Origin of the sequence: Streptosporangium sandarakinum, assembly GCF_013409935.1 — a bacterium.
Classification (GTDB): domain Bacteria; phylum Actinomycetota; class Actinomycetes; order Streptosporangiales; family Streptosporangiaceae; genus Streptosporangium; species Streptosporangium nondiastaticum.
The window spans coordinates 1794363-1810996 of sequence record NZ_JACCCO010000001.1 but is presented as its reverse complement, the minus strand read 5'-3'; the positions used below and the strand labels follow the sequence as shown (position 1 = coordinate 1810996).

Sequence of the window (16634 nt, the reverse complement as noted above, 5' to 3'; positions counted from 1 at the left end):
TGTCAGTCGGTCTTGCGGGCGCCGCGGTGCCAGGTGAGCACGTGCCGTTCGAAGCGCAGGAACGCGGCGTTGAGCACGAAACCCAGGATCCCCAGAAGGACGATGGCGGTCCACATCGTGGGGACGTCGAGTTCGCTCTGGGCGACCAGCATGCGGTAGCCGATCCCCTCGGTGCTGCCGATGAACTCCGAGAGGATCATCATGATCAGCGCCAGCGCGACGCTGATCCGCAGCCCCGCGAAGATCTTGGGTGACGCCGCGGGGAGGATGACCCTGGTCAGCCTCCGGAACCTGGAGATCCCGAAGACCTCGCACGTCTCCAGGTACTGCCGGTCCACGTAACGGGCGCCGTCCAGCGAGTTGAGCAGGACCGGCCAGGAGACGCCGAAGACGATGGCGGTGAGCTGGAGCGGGGTGCCGATCCCGGTCATGGTCATGAAGATCGGGATCAGCAGGGGCGGAGGCACCGAGCGGAAGAAGTGGATCAGCGGGCTGAAGACGTCGCACAGCACCGCCGAACGGCCCAGCGCGACGCCCGCCGCGATGGCGACCAGGCAGGCGCCGGCCCAGCCGACCACCAGCCGGCCCAGACTGGGCAGCAGGTGGTGGGCCGCCTCGTCGGTGAGGAAGACGTGGGCGGCCGGCCCGGAGAACCACAGCTCGTGCAGGCGCGCCAGGATGACCGAGGGGGGAGGGAAGTAGACGGCCTGGGCGGCGCGGGTGGACACCTCCCAGGCGACGAGGACGACCGGCAGGATCCACAGCCAGGCGATCCGCGACACGATCGTTTTCACAGCGCCTCCTCCCCGGCCCGGGCCCGGTGCCAGCGGAACAGCCGGCTCTCGGCCTTGGCCAGCAGCGAGTTGACCAGCAGGCCGATGATCCCCGTCCACAGCGTGGCGGCGAGCACCACATCGCGGCGGTTGCCCGACGCGGCCTGGGTCACGAAGACCCCGATGCCGTCCCCGCCGGCCACCAGCTCCACGCTCACCGCGACGATGAGGGCCACCGAGGCCGCGATCCGCACGCCCGTGGTGATGAACGGCGCCGCGCTGGGAAGCGACACCAGCCGCACGACGTCGTAGGAGCCGAAACCGAAGGAGCGCAGGGTCTCCTTGGCGAGGGGGTCGACGTCGCGCAGGCCGTACAGGGTGTTGATGAGCAGCGGCCAGCAGGACGTGTAGACGATGAGCGCGATCTTGCCCTGCTCGCCGGACAGGAACAGGAACATCGCCAGCGGCAGCAGGGCCAGCGAGGGGATCGGCCGCAGGAACTCCACCAGCGGCCTCAGCGAGCGCTCGACGGCGGGCACGGTGCCCATCGCCGTGCCGAGCGGCACGGCCACCGCGGCGGCGAGCAGCAGGCCGATCGCGCAGGACGAGAGGGTGACGCCGACCTGGGAGAGGAACTCGCCGTTCGCGAGGAGCCGGGCGGCGCCGGTCAGGATGGTGGAGGCGAGGGGGATCAGGTAGGGATCGATGATCCCGGTCCGGCCGAGCGCCTCCATGACGAGGAGGAACCCCGCGACGCCGAGGACGCCGCGGAGTGTCCTTCTTGCGTTCGTCACTGTGAGGGCGCCGCCACGAGGGTCGTGGCGTCGATCTTGTTCTTGGTGATCTGGAACTCGTTCAGCAGGTCGGCCACGCGCTGGATGCGGGTCGCGTTGAGCGAGGTGGAGAAGGTGCCGATCGCCATGGTCGAGGCGGCCTCGGCCGGGATCTGGGTGAAGGTCGGGATGACCTTGTTGAGCTCCTGCCGGTCGGTCGCGGCGATCTGCTGCGCCTTGCCGATCGCGCGCTGGAAGGCGGCGGCGGTCTTCGGGTACTTCGTGATCCAGTCGGCGGTGGTCGCCCAGCCGTCCAGCGGGAGGTTCTCGGTCGGGCCGGACAGGGTGTCGATCAGAAGGCGGGCGCCGAGGTCCTTCTGCGCGGCGGAGATGTAGGGCTCGGTGAGCCAGGCGGCGTCGACGGTGCCGGCCTTGAGCTGGGTGAGCTGGTCGGCGAAGGGCACCGGCACGAAGGTGACGTCGCTCGGGGCCAGGCCGTGGATCTTCAGCTGGGCGCTGACGGTGACCTCGCCGAGGGCCTTGACCGTGTTGACCGCGATCTTCTTGCCCTTGAGGTCCTTCGGCTCCTTGATGGGGGAGTCCTTGGTGACCACGACGCCGTTGACCCCGGGGGCGCCCTGCTGCGACTCGGCGAGCATCTTGAGCTTGGCCATGCCGGAGTCGGTGATGGTGATCAGCGAGACGTAGCTGGTCAGGAAGGCGTCGATGCCGCCGTTGAGGATCTTCGGCATCACCGGCTGGGGAGCCTGGATGGTCTCCGTCGAGATCTCCAGACCCTCGGCCTTGAAGAAGCCCTTCTCCTTGGCGATGAAGAGGGGGGCCGAGGAGGGCACCGGGACGACGCCGATGTTGAGCTTGGTCTTCTCCAGGCCGGCGCCACCCGCGGCGGGCTTGGCCTCGTCGGTGCCCGAACTGCCGCAGGCGGCCAGGGCGAGAGCCGCCACAAGGCCGATGAGGGCGTTACGGACGGCACGTCCGGTCCTCATGGAGTCTCCTTAGCTGAGGGGGGAATCCGCGCTCCGCTCGTATGAGGGTCATTAGAGCCCATGTCAGAGGGGGCTGCGGCGCAACGGCGCGCCAGCTTAGCGGATGGAGATCGTCACGCCCAGGGAGGACAGCTATATATGGGTATATCGGCTCTTACACCTTAGAGGCATCTCGACCCTATTCATGGGGATTATTCCTCTTTGTCCTATTTTTCATGGACTCTTCTGACAAGTTTTGTCTTATTCGCCACATCGGTATGGCTATGCTCAAATAGGTCACGCTTGCCAGACGCCTCATTCGGCGTCTCGCGTTACACACGTGCATGCCCCCCATAGTCCGGTGAGAGGTAACCCAGGCCGGTGACCACTGAATCAGCCCCGGACGACCGCGAACCAAGCACCATGGCCGCGAGTCCCGGCGACCAAGGCGAGCCGTCCAAGACAGGCCGCCGACTGGCGTTGAAGAACTGGCGCGTCCGCACGCGTCTCGTCGCGCTGGTCCTCATCCCCACCCTCGTCGGCATCGCCCTCGGTGCGCAGAGCGTGGTGTCCTCTCTCCAGCGCGCCGACCACTACCGGCAGCTCAACGAGGCGGCGACCCTGGTCAGCCGCCTCTCCGCTCTGGCCCACGAGCTCGCCCGCGAACGCGACATGTCCGCCAGGTTCATCGCGGCCGGCCGCAACGGCGACATGCTCTCCCAGCTGCGCAGGCAGCAGCAGGTCGTGGACGACGCCGCCACACAGGTCACGACGAACCTGGAGCTGAGCCGGGGCGCTCTCGACCAGATCTCCGCCGAGGAGTTCCAGCGCGTCGGCAACCGGATCAGGGAGATCTCCTCACTGCGCAACGCCGTCGTCAAGACGCAGCTGGAGCCCCACGCGGCGATCCAGACCTACTCCCGCGCGATCGTCGACCTGCTGTCGCTGCACGACAACGTCACCCAGGGTGAGTCCGACACCGCCCTGATCAAGAACGCCGCCGCCCTGGGCGCCCTGGCCCGCGCCAAGGACGAGGCGTCCAAGGAGCGCGCCACACTCGCCGTCGCCCTGCAGGCCGGCCGCTTCGACACGACCGGCCTCGACGCGATGACCGCGGCCCGCGCGCAGCGCGACACCGAACTGGAGGCGTTCCGCTCCGAGGCGTCCCTGGACCTGCGCCAGCACTACGACGACACCGTCACCGGCCGGAAGATCGACAGCGCCGAGTTCACCCGGGCCCGGGCGCTCGTGCTCGGCGCGGAGGGGGCGCAGCTCCGGCGCATCTCCGCGGGCCGCGGCACCGAGGCCAGCCGGTGGTTCGACCAGGCCACCGACCGGGTGGAGAAGATGCGCGCGGTGGAGAAGGACATCTCCGACGCCGTCATCACGCGCAGCGCCGAGCTGCGGGACGCCGAGCGCCGCAGCGGTCTGATCGTCGCCGGCGCGGTCGCCGCCCTCCTCGCGGTCGTCCTGCTGATCACCGTCCTGATGGCCCGGTCGCTGGTCAAGCCGCTGCGCAGGCTGCGCAGCGAGGCCCTGGACATCGCCGGCCGCAAGCTCCCGGAGACCGTCCAGAGCCTGCGCGAGCGCGGCGAGGCGGCCGCGGCCGAGGTCACCCCGATCGGCGTGGCGTCGGCCGACGAGATCGGTGAGGTCGCCCGGGCGTTCGACGAGGTCCACCGCGAGGCCGTACGGCTGGCGGGCCAGGAGGCCACGCTGCGGAGCAACGTCAACGCGATGTTCGTCAACCTCTCGCGGCGCAGCCAGACGCTCGTCGAGCGCCAGCTCGCCCTCATCGAGAGCCTGGAGCAGGGCGAGCAGGACGAGGGCCGGCTGGGCAGCCTGTTCCGGCTCGACCACCTGGCCACCCGCATGCGCCGCAACAGCGAGAACCTCCTGGTCCTCGCCGGGCAGGAGCCCGCCCGCCGGTGGAGCCAGCCGGTCCCGCTGATCGACGTGGTCCGCGCCTCCCTGTCGGAGGTCGAGAACTACGAGCGGGTCGACCTGCGGGTCTCCGGCGGCGTGTCCGTCGCGGGCACGGCCGTCAACGACGTCGTCCACCTGATCGCCGAGCTCGTGGAGAACGCGATCTCCTTCTCCCCCCGGGAGACCAAGGTCGTCGTCTCCAGCAACCGCATCGACGGCGGCGGCCTGATGGTCTCCGTCACCGACATCGGCATCGGCATGACCCCGGAGGAGCTCGCCGAGGCCAACTGGCGGCTGGCCAACCCGCCGGTGGTGGACGTCTCCGTCTCCCGGCGGATGGGCCTGTTCGTGGTCGGCCGGCTGGCCCTGCGGCACGGCATCAGGGTGCAGCTGCGCCAGCAGGACAGCGGCGGCCTGACCGCGATGATCCTGCTGCCCGACTCGCTGGTCTCCATGTCGGGCGCCCCGGCCAAGCCGGCGGCCCCGGTGGACTGGGCCGCGTCCTCGGCCTCCCTGGAGCGGCCGGCGGTGATGGCCAGCCCGACCGCGTTCGACTCGGCGGCGCCGCCCTCGTCGTTCTCCTCGTTCTCCTCCTTCGACGCCACCCAGCGGCGGCAGCAGCCCTTCGGCTCGTTCGACGCCTCCTGGCAGTTCGGCTCGGCGGAGGCGCCGCGGCCCGCGCCGGGCGGCGACCCGGGCCGGGCGCCGCTGGACACCCCCTGGCCCGGCCACGTGCCGCCGCCGGGGTCCGCCTCCGAGTGGTCGACGACCTCCCGGGCCGACGCGCCCGTGTGGCCCGACGCCTCCGCACGCGGCGGCGCGCCGGCCTGGCCGGACGCCCCGGCGCGCGGCGACTCCGTGTGGCCCGACACCTCGGCGCGCGGCGGCGACTCGATCTGGTCCGACACCTCCGTGCGCGGCGGCGACTCGGGCGCCTGGTCCGTCCCGCCCGCCAGGTCCGGCGACTCCGGCGGATGGCCGCCGGCCGGCGCGTCCGGGCCGCTCGGCCACCGCGGCCCGGAGGAGGCCGAGAACACCGGCCCGCTGCCGGCCGTACAGGAGCACTCGCCCATGGAGGAGGCGAAGGAGGAGTTCCTGCCGATCTTCGCCGCGGTCGAGTCCGACTGGTTCAAGAAGGCCGAGCCCGTCGCGCAGGCCCCCGCGTCCACCCACGAGCCCGCCCATGAGCCGGCCCGCGAACCCGAGACCGCCGCGACGGCGGACGCCTGGTCCTCGCCCGCGGACGCGGGCTGGCAGGCGGCCAGGGCGGTGGCCGAGCCGACGCTCGGCGGCCTCACCGGGTCCGGGCTGCCCAAGCGGGTGCCCAAGGCCAACCTCGTGCCCGGCACGGTCTCGCCCGACCTCGGAGCGTCCGCCCCCGCCCCCGCGCTCAGGCCCAACGTCTCCCCCGAGGCGGTGCGCAACAGGCTCGCGAGCTTCCAGAAGGGCGTACGGCAGGGCCGCGCGGCCGCCAGGGGCGAGGCCGGCGAGGACAGGCCGTATCCGGACTTCGGCCGGGACGTTGAAGCTAACAAGGAGGACCGGTGAGCGAGCTCATCAAGGTCGTCGAGGAGGATGACACGTGCGTGAAATGAGCCAGGCCGCCCGGGGGGTCAATTGGCTGATCACCGACTTCGTGACCAACGTCCCGGGCGTGGCGCACACGGTCGTCGTCTCGTCCGACGGACTGCCGCTGGCGTACTCCGACGGCTTCCCCCGGGACCGGGCCGACCAGCTGGCGGCGGTCGCGGCCGGTCTCATCAGCCTGACGCAGGGAGCCTCCCGGGTCTTCGAGGGCGGCGCGGTCACCCAGACGGTGGTGGAGATGCAGCGCGGGCTGCTCCTCATCATGTCGATCAGCGACGGCTCCTGTCTGGCGGTGCTGGCCGCCGCCGACTGCGACATGGGCCTGGTGGCCTACCAGATGACCCTGCTGGTCGAGCGCGCCGGGCAGGTGCTGACGCCCGCCGTGCGCGCCGAACTCCAAGCCGCCCAACCACGGTGATGACGACGACCCCAGGAGGATGCCGTGGCAAACCGGGACTGGCCGGGTGACGGGGGCCCGCTGAGCGGGCCGCCCTCCTGGTCGATGGACGACCCCCAGCGGTCGCACGGGTGGTCCGTGGAGGACCCCCAGCGGCCGCACGGGTGGCCGGTGGACGACTCCCAGCGGTCGCACGGGATGCCGCCCTCGCACGTCGTGCAGCCTCCGCCGGGGGAGCAGAGCTCCCTGGTGCGGCCGTACGCGATGACCGGGGGGCGGACCGCCCCCCGCATCCAGCTCGCCATGGAGGCCCTGGTCTCCTCGGCGACGTCCGCACATCATGATCTGTCCAATCGCACCCCGGAGTATCAGGCGATCAGCGCGCTGTGCCGGCAGGTGCGTTCGGTCGCCGAGATCTCCGCGATGCTCCGCATCTCCCTCGGCGTCACCCGGATCCTCGTCGCCGACATGGCGGCCGAAGGTCTGGTGCAGCTGCACCAGCCGCAGCTCGACGCGGGCAAGCCGGATCTCAACCTGCTGGAAAGGGTGCTCAGTGGACTTCGCAGGCTCTAACTCCGGCGGCCTGACCTCGACGAAGATCGTCGTCGCCGGTGGGTTCGGTGTTGGCAAGACCACGTTCGTGGGGTCGGTCTCGGAGATCCTCCCGCTGACCACGGAAGCGGTGATGACCGACGCCAGCGCCGGCATCGACGATCTGGGGCTGACCCCGAACAAGACCACCACCACGGTGGCGATGGACTTCGGCCGGGTGTCGCTGGACCAGGACCTGATCCTGTACCTGTTCGGCACGCCGGGTCAGCACCGGTTCTGGTTCATGTGGGACGACCTCGTCAAGGGCGCCATCGGCGCGGTCGTGCTGGTCGACACCCGGAGGCTGGCCGACTGCTTCCCGGCGATCGACTACTTCGAGGAGGCCGGGCTGCCCTTCGTCGTGGCGATCAACGGCTGGGACGGGGCCTACCTGCACGCGGAGGAGGAGGTGCGCGAGGCGCTGACACTGGCCCCGCACATCCCCATCTCGCGGACCGACGCGCGCTCGCGCGACGCGGTGAAGGCCACGCTCATCACGCTGGTCGAGCACGCGCTCACCACGCGGATGGCCGTTCCCGGCTGGGGACGCTGATCTCCGGGGCGTCAGTCGTGCCTCCCAGCGGATAGGCTGGGAGGTCGAGTCGCAGACCCGTAGCGCAGAGGCTGGCCAAACACGTGTTCGAGACGCTTTCCGACCGGCTCACATCGGTCTTCTCCTCCCTTCGTTCCAAGGGTCGGCTGTCCGAGGCCGACATCGACGCCACGTGCCGCGAGATCCGTATCGCGCTGCTCGAGGCCGACGTCGCCCTGCCCGTCGTCAAGACGTTCGTGGCCCAGGTCAAGGAGCGCGCCCGCGGCGCCGAGGTCTCGCAGGCCCTCAACCCGGCCCAGCAGGTCGTCAAGATCGTCAACGACGAGCTGATCGAGGTCCTCGGCGGTGAGACGCGGCGTCTCCGCTACGCCAAGAACCCGCCGACCGTCATCATGCTCGCGGGCCTGCAGGGCGCCGGAAAGACCACCCTGGCCGGCAAGCTGGCCCGCTGGCTGCGCGACCAGAACCACGTGCCGCTGCTGGTCGCCGCCGACCTCCAGCGTCCCAACGCGGTCCAGCAGCTCGCCGTCATGGCCGAGCGCGCCGGCGTGGCGGTCTACGCCCCCGAGCCCGGCAACGGCGTCGGCGACCCGATCGAGGTGGCCCGCCAGTCGATCGACCACGCCAGGCGGCAGCAGCACGACATCGTCATCATCGACACCGCCGGGCGCCTGGGCATCGACCAGGAGCTGATGAAGCAGGCCGCCGACATCCGCGACGCGGTCTCGCCCGACGAGGTCCTGTTCGTCGTGGACGCCATGATCGGCCAGGACGCCGTCTCCACGGCCCAGGCGTTCATGGAGGGCGTCGGCTTCGACGGCGTCGTGCTCACCAAGCTCGACGGCGACGCCCGGGGCGGCGCCGCCCTGTCGGTCCGCCACATCACCGGCAAGCCGATCATGTTCGCCTCCACCGGTGAGAAGCTGGAGGACTTCGACGCCTTCCACCCGGACCGGATGGCCTCCCGCATCCTCGACATGGGTGACATCCTCACCCTCATCGAGCAGGCCCAGAAGACCTTCGACGAGGCCGAGGCCGTCAAGATGGCGGGCAAGCTCACCTCGGGCGAGGGCTTCACGCTGGAGGACTTCCTCGAGCAGATGATGATGGTCCGCAAGATGGGCCCCATCAAGAACCTCCTCGGCATGATGCCCGGCATGGGGCAGATGCGCGACCAGCTCAACCAGTTCGACGAGCGAGACCTCGACCGTGTCGCCGCGATCATCCGCTCGATGACCCCGGCCGAGCGCCAGAACCCGAAGATGATCGACGGCTCCCGGCGGGCCCGCATCGCCAAGGGCTCCGGCGTGACGGTGACCGAGGTCAGCGGCCTGGTCACCCGCTTCTTCGACGCCCAGAAGATGATGAAGCGGATGGCCGGCGGGATGGGCATCCCCGGCATGCCCGGCGGGCGCAAGGGCAAGGCCGCGCAGAAGAAGTCGGGCAAGGGGCGCCGGGTCAGCGGTGACCCGCGCAAGGCGGCCCTCGGCAAGAAGGCCCCCGCCGGGGCCGACGACAAGGTTCCCGGCGGCGCCCTCGGCAACCTGGGCGCCGGTCTCCCCGGCCAGCTCCCGCCCGGCCTGGAACTGCCGCCGGGCTTCGACCCCTCCAAGTTCAAGTTCCCGGGCCAGAAGTGAGCGAAGGCCGGAACGGCGGCGGCTTCCACGGGCGCGCCCGGTGGATCTGGGTGGTCGTCATACTCGGCTTCATCGCGATGGCGACGCTGGAACTCCTCGGCCTCGGCCCCAGATAGCGGGCCACCGGTGAGAAGGGGGCGGCGGGGAGACCCGCCGCCCCCTTCTCCGTCCCGCCCCGGCGCCCGGGGTCCGGCGGGCGGCCGTACGGCGGTTTCCGCGCTCAGGAACCGGCGGGCGGGCAACCGTACGGCGTGACCGCCAGCGTCAGCAGCGCCCACAGCGCCGCCGGCACGTCGTCGGCCGGCGCGGCGGGCCGTACCGGGGCGGCGCCCGGAGCCGGGGTGGGGCAGTCCCCGCCGGCGTGGAAGCCCACGGCGGCGCGGCCACCCTCCTCCCAGGCCCCGGGGGCCGCCGCCCGGGCGACCGTGTGATCCTCCCGGCCCCCTCCGGCGGGGGACGTCTCGCCCGGGGAGGAGGCGGCCCGCATCGTGAGCACGGCGCCCAGCACCGCGATCGACCCGATGGCGGTGAGCGTCAGAGATCTCAGGGTGGTTGCCACGGCGGCCATTTAGCGCAGCAGCGGGCCCCGCCCGGCACGGCGGACACACGCGGATTACCGACTCTTGCCCCGGGCTCGCCGCACGGGATGGCCCTTTGGAACCGGGCACCCCCGCGGGTCTGGCACAATGGCATGTTGGAACACGTGACCCCGTGGGTGCCCTCTCACCCCCGCGCGGCACGACTGTCCCTTGAACGGTCTTCTCCTCGTGCCCCACTCGATGAGATACCGCTCACCCACGCTTTCGAAGCAGGAGAGACCACAGCAGTGGCAGTCAAGATCAAGCTCAAGCGGCTCGGCATGATCCGCAACCCGCAGTACCGCATCGTCGTCGCCGACAGCCGCACCAAGCGTGACGGCCGTGCGATCGAGGAGATCGGCCTGTACCACCCGAAGGAGAACCCCTCGCGCATCGAGATCGATGCCGAGCGGGCGGCCTACTGGCTGGGTGTCGGCGCGCAGCCGACCGAGCCGGTGCTGAAGCTCCTCAAGCTCACCGGTGACTGGCAGAAGTTCAAGGGCGAGCCGGCTCCGGCTCCGCTCAAGGTCGCCGAGCCCAAGGCCGACCGCCACGCCGCCTACGAGGCCGCGGCCAAGGAGGCGCTGTCGCTCGACGCCGCGGCCGCCACCACGCCGAAGAAGAAGGCCGCCAAGGCCGCCAAGGCCGACGAGGCCGTCGCTGAGACCCCGGCTGAGCCGGCGGCTGCGGCGGAGAAGCCGGAAGGCGAGGCCTGAGGTGCTTGAGGAGGCCCTCGAGCACCTGGTGAAGGGCATCGTCGAACATTCCGACGACGTCCAGGTTCACGCCCGCCGCATCCGCAGCGGCCGTGTGCTTGAGGTCCGGGTCCACCCCGACGACCTCGGCAAGGTCATCGGTCGCGGTGGCCGCACGGCCAAGGCGCTGCGCACGGTCATGAACGCGCTGGGCGACGGCAAGTACGTCCGGGTCGACCTCCTCGACCTCAACGAGGCCCGTTAGGGTCCGCTCCCGCCGAGCGGGCCCTCGCGGCGAAGGCACATCGAGCGAACGGGCCACCCGCCCAGCGTGGGTGGCCCGTTCGCTTGTCATCAATCACTTGGAACCACTTGGGAGGCGGGCGTGCAGCTTGTCGTAGGCCGGATCGGCCGCCCGCACGGGCTCCGCGGCGAGGTGTCCGTGGAGGTGCGCACCGACGACCCGGAGAGCCGCTTCGCCCCGGGATCCGCTCTTTCCACCGACCCGGCGTCCGCCGGTCCGCTCGTCGTGGAGTCCCGGCGCCGGCATTCGGGGATCCTGCTGGTGAAGTTCCTGGGCGTGGCCGACCGCGACCGGGCCGAGGAGCTCCGCGGCACCATGCTCGTCATCGACTCGGAGGAGATCCCGCCGCCCGAGGACCCCGACGAGTTCTACGACCACCAGCTCATCGGCCTCGCGGTGGTCACCCCCGACCGGGAGCGGGTCGGCGAGGTGACCGACGTGCTGCACCACGGCCAGGACCTCCTGGTGGTGCGGCGCGACTTCGGCGAGGTCTACGTCCCGTTCGTCAAGGCGCTCGTCCCGGTGGTCGACCTGGACGAGGGCTTCCTGGTCGTGGACGCCCCCGAGGGCCTGCTCGACCCCGACGCGGCCGTCTGACGGCCATCCGAACATGCGCATCGACATCATCTCGATCTTCCCCGAGTACTTCGCCCCGCTCGACGTCTCCCTCATCGGCAAGGCGCGCGAGCGCGGCATCCTCGACGTCCACCTCCACCAGCTCCGCGACTGGGCCCACGACGTGCACCGCACCGTCGACGACACGCCGTACGGCGGCGGCCCCGGCATGGTCATGAAGCCCGAGCCGTGGGGGGAGGCCATCGACGCCGTCCTCGCCGCCGACCAGGACGCGCGGCCCAGGATCATCGTGCCGACCCCCAGCGGGGTGCCGTTCACCCAGCGCCTGGCGATGGAGTACGTCGCCGAGCCCTGGCTGCTGTTCACCCCGGCCCGCTACGAGGGCATCGACTCCCGCGTCATGGCCGAGTACGGCTCCCGCCTGTGCGTGGACGAGGTCAGCATCGGCGACTACGTGCTGGCCGGCGGCGAGGCGGCGGTGCTGGTGATGGTCGAGGCCGTCGGGCGGCTGCTGCCCGGCGTGCTGGGCAACGCGCGCTCGGCCGTGGACGACTCCTTCGCGCCCGGGGAGATGGAGAACCTCCTCGAAGGTCCCGTCTACACCAAGCCGCCGGAGTGGCGGGGGCACGAGGTCCCGGAGATCCTGCTCTCCGGGCACCACGGGAAGATCGCCCGGTGGCGGCGGGACGAGGCGCTGCGCCGTACCGCGCGGAACCGGGCCGAACTGCTGGCGGCGCTCGACCCGGCGACCCTTGACAAGCACGACCGGCGGCTCCTGACGGAGCTCGGCCTGCTGCCCTGAGGGGCCTCGGCCGGTTCCCCGGACGTGGTCCGTGTGGTCCGCCCGCGCGGCGGGCGGTTCCGCGTGCCGGCTCCCGTGGTCGGCTCCGTCCGGTCCGCCCGTTCGGCCCGTTCCGCGTGGTCAGGGTGGTTGATTTCCGGTCGGTCGCCGGGATATGGCAGACTGAAGCGTTGCCGCCGACTGCCTGCAGGCCGGCGCGCTGTCGGGCAGACGGGTCCGGCTCCGCGGAAACAGGCGCGGAGGCGGGCACAGACGCATCCATTCCAGTACGCGTGTCCACCGCGACGCCGCCTCACCGTGGCCGGGTGAACCTCCGCGTGCTCGCTCAGATGAGGTACCACTGTCATGCACACGCTGATCAGCGAGCTTGAGAAGTCCACGCTCCGTTCCGACGTCCCGGCCTTCCGCCCCGGTGACACACTTGAGGTTCACGTCCGCGTGATCGAGGGCAACCGCTCCCGTGTCCAGGTCTTCAAGGGCTTCGTCCTGCGCCGCCAGGGCGGCGGCGCCCGTGAGACCTTCACCGTCCGCAAGGTCAGCTACGGCGTCGGCGTCGAGCGCACCTTCCCGGTGCACAGCCCCGTCATCGAGAAGATCACCGTGGTGACCCGCGGTGACGTCCGTCGCGCCAAGCTGTACTACATGCGCGACCTGCGCGGCAAGGCCGCCCGCATCCGCGAGAAGCGCGAGAGCCGCTGACGCCTTTCCGCGTCCCGGCGTATCCGGCCCGCGTCCCCTCCCGGGGAGGCGGGCCGTTCGCGTCCGTACAGGCTTGACCGCCTTTGAGGAAACGCATGGCATGAGGTAACCGGACTGGCGAACGTCCGGTCCCCTCCATCATTTAGGCTCATCACCGATGAGTAGCGAAGACCGGGAGTCCGGCGCAGCCTCGCGTCGACCTGTCGAGGACGAGGTGCACGTGGTCGCCGAAGACACTCAGAAGACCGCCAAGGGTGACGAGGGCAAGAAGAAGGGCTCCTTCTGGAAGGAGTTGCCCATCCTGGTCGTCGTCGCGCTGGTCCTCGCACTGGTGATCAAGACCTTCGTGGTCCAGGCGTTCTACATCCCCTCGGAGTCGATGGAGAACACCCTCCTGGTCAACGACCGCGTCCTGGTGAACAAGCCGGTCTACCGGATCCGCGACATCGAGCGGGGCGACGTGGTGGTGTTCTCGGGCGTCGACTCCTGGGACGGCGAGGTCGAGATCCCCGAGCCGTCCAACCCCGTCTCCGGGTTCTTCCACTGGGTCGGCGGCGTGTTCGGCATGGTGCCGAACGAGAAGGACTACATCAAGCGCGTCATCGGCGTCGGCGGCGACACGGTCGAGTGCTGCGACGTCAAGGGCCGGGTGACGGTCAACGGCGTCCCGCTGGACGAGACGTCCTACCTCTACCCCGGTGACGTGCCCTCGCGGGAGCCCTTCAAGATCAAGGTTCCCGAGGGGCGGCTGTGGGTGATGGGCGACCACCGCTCGGTCTCCCTCGACTCCCGTTCCCACATGGGCGATCCCGGCGGCGGGACGATCCCGGTGGACAAGGTGATCGGCCGCGCGTTCGTCATCGTCTGGCCGTTCTCCAGGGCGAAGATCATCTCTATTCCGGACACCTTCGGCCAGAAGGGCCTTCAGCCCGTCGCCGCGGCGGCCGTCGGGGCCGCTCCGCTCCTGGGCGGGTTCGCGCTGGCCACGCCGCTGGTGCTCTGGCGCCGGCGCAGGCGCTCCCGGGGCTGACCCGGGACTGACGGCCTTTCCGGGCGTGGGGACCGTACGGAGGCCGTACGGGGCCCGGACACCGGCGGTCCGGAGGCGACGGCCTTTCCGGGCCGGGAAGCCGCGCCGCGCCGGGCGCCGGTGGGCTTACCCTCATGATTGTGGAACCTGACAGTAAAGCGGCGGAGCCCGGCAAAGGCGCACCCGGGGAAGACACGGCCGGGGACGGCCCGGTCGGGGACGGTGCGGCCGGGGACGGTGCGGCCGGGGAGAGCACGGCCGGAGGCGATGCGGCCGGGGGCGGCGCGAAGGGCGCGAAGAAGTCCTCCGGCAAGGGCGGCGGCCTGCGCGAGTCGGTCCTCCTGGTCGTGTCCGGCGTGGTGGTGGCGCTGCTGCTGCACATGTTCGTCATCGCGTCCTTCGAGATCCCGTCGGAGTCGATGGAGAACACCCTGCAGCGCGGTGACAGGGTGGTCGTCAACAAGCTGCACGGCGAGACCGAGCGCGGCGACGTCGTCGTCTTCACCGGCTGGCGGGACGAGTACACGATCAAGCGGGTCATCGCGGTCGGCGGGGACACCGTCAGGTGCTGCGACGCCCAGGGGCGGATCACCGTCAACGGCGTCCCGCTCGACGAGAAGCCCTACCTGCACCCCGACGACTTCCCCTCGGGGGACAAGTTCGAGAAGGTCGTGCCGAAGGGGCGTCTGTGGGTGATGGGCGACCACCGCTCCGCCTCGGCCGACTCCCGCGCCCACGAGAAGCAGGAGGGTGAGGGCACGATCTCCGAGGACCAGGTCATCGGCCGGGCTTTCGCGATCTACTGGCCGTTCTCCAGGGCCACCGTGCTGTCGACCCCCGACACCCTCGCCCGGACCTTCACCAACACGCGATAGCGGTACCGAACGGGCCGCACAGGGCGTAACCTCTGCCCATGGTCGCTATGTCTGCCGCGGTGCCGTGACGGGCACGTTCCGTCCCACGCCCTGCGTGGTCCGGCGCGACTCGGGGCTGTACGGCTACGAGCGGGCCCTGACGCGCCGCGGGCTGGGGCCGGTGGCCGGGGCCGACGAGGCGGGCCGGGGCGCCTGCGCGGGGCCTCTGGTGGTCGCCGCCGTGGTGCTCGGCCGCCGGATCGAGGGCCTGGGCGACTCCAAGCTGCTGACCGCCGCCCGCCGGGAGTTCCTCTACGAGCGCATCACGGCGACCGCGAGGGCGCTCAGCGTGGTGGTGATCCCGCCGGCCGAGATCGACGCGCGCGGCCTTCACCGCTCCAACATCGACGGCATGCGCCGCGCCGTCGCGCGGCTGCCGTGCGCGCCCGGTTACGTGCTCGTCGACGGCTTCGCCGTACCCGGCCTGCCCGCGCCGTCCCTGGCCGTGTGGAAGGGCGACCAGGTGGCGGCCTGCGTCGCGGCGGCCTCGATCGTGGCGAAGGTGACGCGTGACAGGATGATGATCGCTCTGCACGAACGTCACCCGGATTACGGTTTCGCCGCGCACAAGGGGTATGGGACCGTGAGCCATCGCAGGGCGCTGGAGAGGCACGGTCCGTGCCCCGAGCACCGGTTCTCCTTCGCCACGGTGGCGAGGGCGGGGCCGGGGCCGGTGATGGGTGAGAATGAAATGGGGGCCGGTGTCGCCTGATCGGGCGGGCCGGGCAAGGCCTTTAACAGGAGGACCGGTATGAGCGCAGAGGATCTCGAGAAATACGAGGCCGAGATGGAGCTGCAGCTTTACCGCGAGTACCGCGACGTCGTCGGGCTGTTCACGTACGTCGTCGAGACCGAACGGCGCTTCTATCTCACCAACTCCGTCGACCTGGATGTCCGCACCGCCGAGAACGGCGACGTGTTCTTCGACGTGAAGATGCAGGACGCCTGGGTGTGGGACATGTACCGCCCGGCGAGGTTCGTCAAGAACGTCCGCGTGGTCACCTTCAAGGACGTCAACGTCGAGGAGCTCGCCAAGGCGGACCTGGAGATGCCCAAGGAGGGTTTCTCCGGCTGACCCCCGGCCGTCCCGGCTGATCCCCGGCTGGTTTCCGGCCGCTTCCCGGTGATCCTCGGCTGGTTTCCGGCCGCTTCCCGGTGCTCCGCCGTCCGGTCCGCGGGCGGCGTGCCGTCAACCCGTGGGCGGTGTGCCGTCCACCGGGGTCCGTCCCGCGGTCGTGATCCGGTTTCGTGGTCGCCCGCGGTCGTGATCCGGGTCCGCGGTCCGTCCCGTGGACGCGCCTTCGGCTCTGGGGCTCGTCCACAGGCGTACTCGGCGCTCGCCGTCTGTCCACAGAACCGCGTTCGGCTCTCCGGGACGGGGCCGGTTTGGGCGAAGGTCTGGGACCGGAGGTGGTTCCATGGCCGCGAAACACGAGCTGGGCCGGTACGGCGAGCAGGTCGCCGTCGACTATCTGCTGGCTCAGGGCATGCAGATCCTGGATCGCAACTGGCGGTGCCCGGACGGGGAGATCGACGTGGTCGCCCGGGAGGGGCGGACGCTCGTCGTGGTGGAGGTGAAGACCCGTTCCGGCCAGAGCCACGGCACCGCCTTCGAGGCGGTGACCGAGGCCAAGCTGGCCCGTCTGCGCCTGCTGGCGGTCAGATGGCTGGGGGCCCGGCACCGGCGGTTCGAGACGATCCGCGTCGACGTCGTGGCCCTGGAGCGGTTCGCCGGGGACTTCGCCATCCGGCACGAGCGGGGGGTGTGCTAGATGCGCGCCACGCCGTCGCGCGCCGTCCGCCGCCGGGGGGT

General features: G+C 70.8%; 19 protein-coding genes. 15 read left to right on the top strand and 4 right to left on the bottom strand.

What is annotated here, in order from left to right; genetic code table 11:
* Positions 1-2: 2 nt before the first annotated feature.
* From HDA43_RS07965 to HDA43_RS07955, 3 genes are read right to left on the bottom strand one after another with little or no spacing between them, the layout of a single operon-like run.
* Positions 3-794, bottom strand: coding sequence for an ABC transporter permease (locus HDA43_RS07965; RefSeq protein ID WP_179819098.1), 792 nt, complete (start codon positions 792-794; stop codon positions 3-5).
* Positions 791-1567 (bottom strand): ABC transporter permease, encoded by a 777-nt coding sequence (locus tag HDA43_RS07960; RefSeq protein WP_312873097.1) that lies wholly within the window; start codon positions 1565-1567, stop codon positions 791-793. Before HDA43_RS07960 ends, HDA43_RS07965 begins: the two co-directional genes overlap by 4 nt.
* A complete protein-coding gene (locus tag HDA43_RS07955; protein WP_179819097.1) occupies positions 1564-2553 on the bottom strand; it encodes an ABC transporter substrate-binding protein in 990 nt (329 codons plus the stop codon). The genes HDA43_RS07960 and HDA43_RS07955 overlap by 4 nt, the downstream gene beginning before the upstream one ends.
* 360 nt (positions 2554-2913) lie before the next feature.
* On the opposite strand from HDA43_RS07955, the gene HDA43_RS07950 reads away from it, so the two are divergent.
* From HDA43_RS07950 to ffh, 5 genes are all read left to right on the top strand, one after another.
* Positions 2914-6006 carry a sensor histidine kinase gene (locus HDA43_RS07950; RefSeq protein WP_179819096.1) on the top strand — a complete coding sequence of 1031 codons (3093 nt, stop codon included), beginning with the start codon at positions 2914-2916 and terminating at the stop codon, positions 6004-6006.
* 43 nt (positions 6007-6049) lie between these two features.
* Positions 6050-6463 carry a roadblock/LC7 domain-containing protein gene (locus HDA43_RS07945; RefSeq protein WP_218912001.1) on the top strand — a complete coding sequence of 138 codons (414 nt, stop codon included), beginning with the start codon at positions 6050-6052 and terminating at the stop codon, positions 6461-6463.
* Positions 6464-6487: 24 nt separating this feature from the next.
* Positions 6488-7015 (top strand): DUF742 domain-containing protein, encoded by a 528-nt coding sequence (locus tag HDA43_RS07940; protein WP_376770461.1) that lies wholly within the window; start codon positions 6488-6490, stop codon positions 7013-7015.
* Between the two features lie 10 nt (positions 7016-7025).
* Positions 7026-7586, top strand: coding sequence for a GTP-binding protein (locus tag HDA43_RS07935; RefSeq protein ID WP_179822947.1), 561 nt, complete (start codon positions 7026-7028; stop codon positions 7584-7586).
* 83 nt (positions 7587-7669) lie between these two features.
* On the top strand, positions 7670-9223 hold the full coding sequence (gene ffh / locus HDA43_RS07930) for a signal recognition particle protein (protein ID WP_179819094.1): 1554 nt from the start codon (positions 7670-7672) through the stop codon (positions 9221-9223).
* A gap of 220 nt (positions 9224-9443) precedes the next feature.
* On the opposite strand, the gene HDA43_RS07925 is transcribed toward ffh, so the two are convergent.
* A complete protein-coding gene (locus HDA43_RS07925; RefSeq protein WP_179819093.1) occupies positions 9444-9782 on the bottom strand; it encodes a hypothetical protein in 339 nt (112 codons plus the stop codon).
* 267 nt (positions 9783-10049) lie between these two features.
* Between HDA43_RS07925 and rpsP the strand changes: the two genes are divergently transcribed.
* From rpsP to HDA43_RS07875, 10 genes are all read left to right on the top strand, one after another.
* Complete coding sequence (gene rpsP / locus HDA43_RS07920) at positions 10050-10517, top strand: 30S ribosomal protein S16 (protein ID WP_179819092.1); 468 nt, start codon at positions 10050-10052, stop codon at positions 10515-10517.
* 1 nt (position 10518) lies between these two features.
* Complete coding sequence (locus HDA43_RS07915; protein WP_179819091.1) at positions 10519-10761, top strand: RNA-binding protein; 243 nt, start codon at positions 10519-10521, stop codon at positions 10759-10761.
* Between the two features lie 120 nt (positions 10762-10881).
* Complete coding sequence (gene rimM / locus HDA43_RS07910; protein ID WP_179819090.1) at positions 10882-11397, top strand: ribosome maturation factor RimM; 516 nt, start codon at positions 10882-10884, stop codon at positions 11395-11397.
* A gap of 13 nt (positions 11398-11410) precedes the next feature.
* Positions 11411-12178 (top strand): tRNA (guanosine(37)-N1)-methyltransferase TrmD, encoded by a 768-nt coding sequence (trmD, locus tag HDA43_RS07905; RefSeq protein WP_179819089.1) that lies wholly within the window; start codon positions 11411-11413, stop codon positions 12176-12178.
* Between the two features lie 345 nt (positions 12179-12523).
* Positions 12524-12877: a 50S ribosomal protein L19 gene (rplS, locus tag HDA43_RS07900; protein ID WP_179819088.1), complete on the top strand. Its 354-nt coding sequence runs from the start codon at positions 12524-12526 to the stop codon at positions 12875-12877.
* Positions 12878-13034: 157 nt separating this feature from the next.
* Positions 13035-13907, top strand: coding sequence for a signal peptidase I (gene lepB, locus HDA43_RS07895; RefSeq protein ID WP_179819087.1), 873 nt, complete (start codon positions 13035-13037; stop codon positions 13905-13907).
* Between the two features lie 140 nt (positions 13908-14047).
* Positions 14048-14782 (top strand): signal peptidase I, encoded by a 735-nt coding sequence (lepB, locus tag HDA43_RS07890; protein ID WP_312873094.1) that lies wholly within the window; start codon positions 14048-14050, stop codon positions 14780-14782.
* 64 nt (positions 14783-14846) lie between these two features.
* On the top strand, positions 14847-15533 hold the full coding sequence (locus HDA43_RS07885) for a ribonuclease HII (protein ID WP_179819086.1): 687 nt from the start codon (positions 14847-14849) through the stop codon (positions 15531-15533).
* A 39-nt stretch (positions 15534-15572) separates the two neighbouring features.
* Complete coding sequence (locus HDA43_RS07880; RefSeq protein ID WP_179819085.1) at positions 15573-15896, top strand: DUF2469 domain-containing protein; 324 nt, start codon at positions 15573-15575, stop codon at positions 15894-15896.
* 343 nt (positions 15897-16239) lie between these two features.
* Entirely contained in the window at positions 16240-16593 is a 354-nt protein-coding gene (locus HDA43_RS07875; protein ID WP_179819084.1) for a YraN family protein, read from the top strand.
* Positions 16594-16634 lie beyond the last annotated feature (41 nt).

Excerpts from the sequence above, each read along its gene's own strand:
- HDA43_RS07955 (WP_179819097.1), bottom strand. The coding sequence starts at position 2,553 with ATGAGGACCGGACGTGCCGTCCGTAACGCCCTCATCGGCCTTGTGGCG.
- HDA43_RS07945 (WP_218912001.1), top strand. The coding sequence starts at position 6,050 with ATGAGCCAGGCCGCCCGGGGGGTCAATTGGCTGATCACCGACTTCGTG.
- trmD (WP_179819089.1), top strand. The coding sequence starts at position 11,411 with ATGCGCATCGACATCATCTCGATCTTCCCCGAGTACTTCGCCCCGCTC.
- rplS (WP_179819088.1), top strand. The coding sequence starts at position 12,524 with ATGCACACGCTGATCAGCGAGCTTGAGAAGTCCACGCTCCGTTCCGAC.
- lepB (WP_179819087.1), top strand. The coding sequence starts at position 13,035 with ATGAGTAGCGAAGACCGGGAGTCCGGCGCAGCCTCGCGTCGACCTGTC.
- HDA43_RS07880 (WP_179819085.1), top strand. The coding sequence starts at position 15,573 with ATGAGCGCAGAGGATCTCGAGAAATACGAGGCCGAGATGGAGCTGCAG.
- HDA43_RS07875 (WP_179819084.1), top strand. The coding sequence starts at position 16,240 with ATGGCCGCGAAACACGAGCTGGGCCGGTACGGCGAGCAGGTCGCCGTC.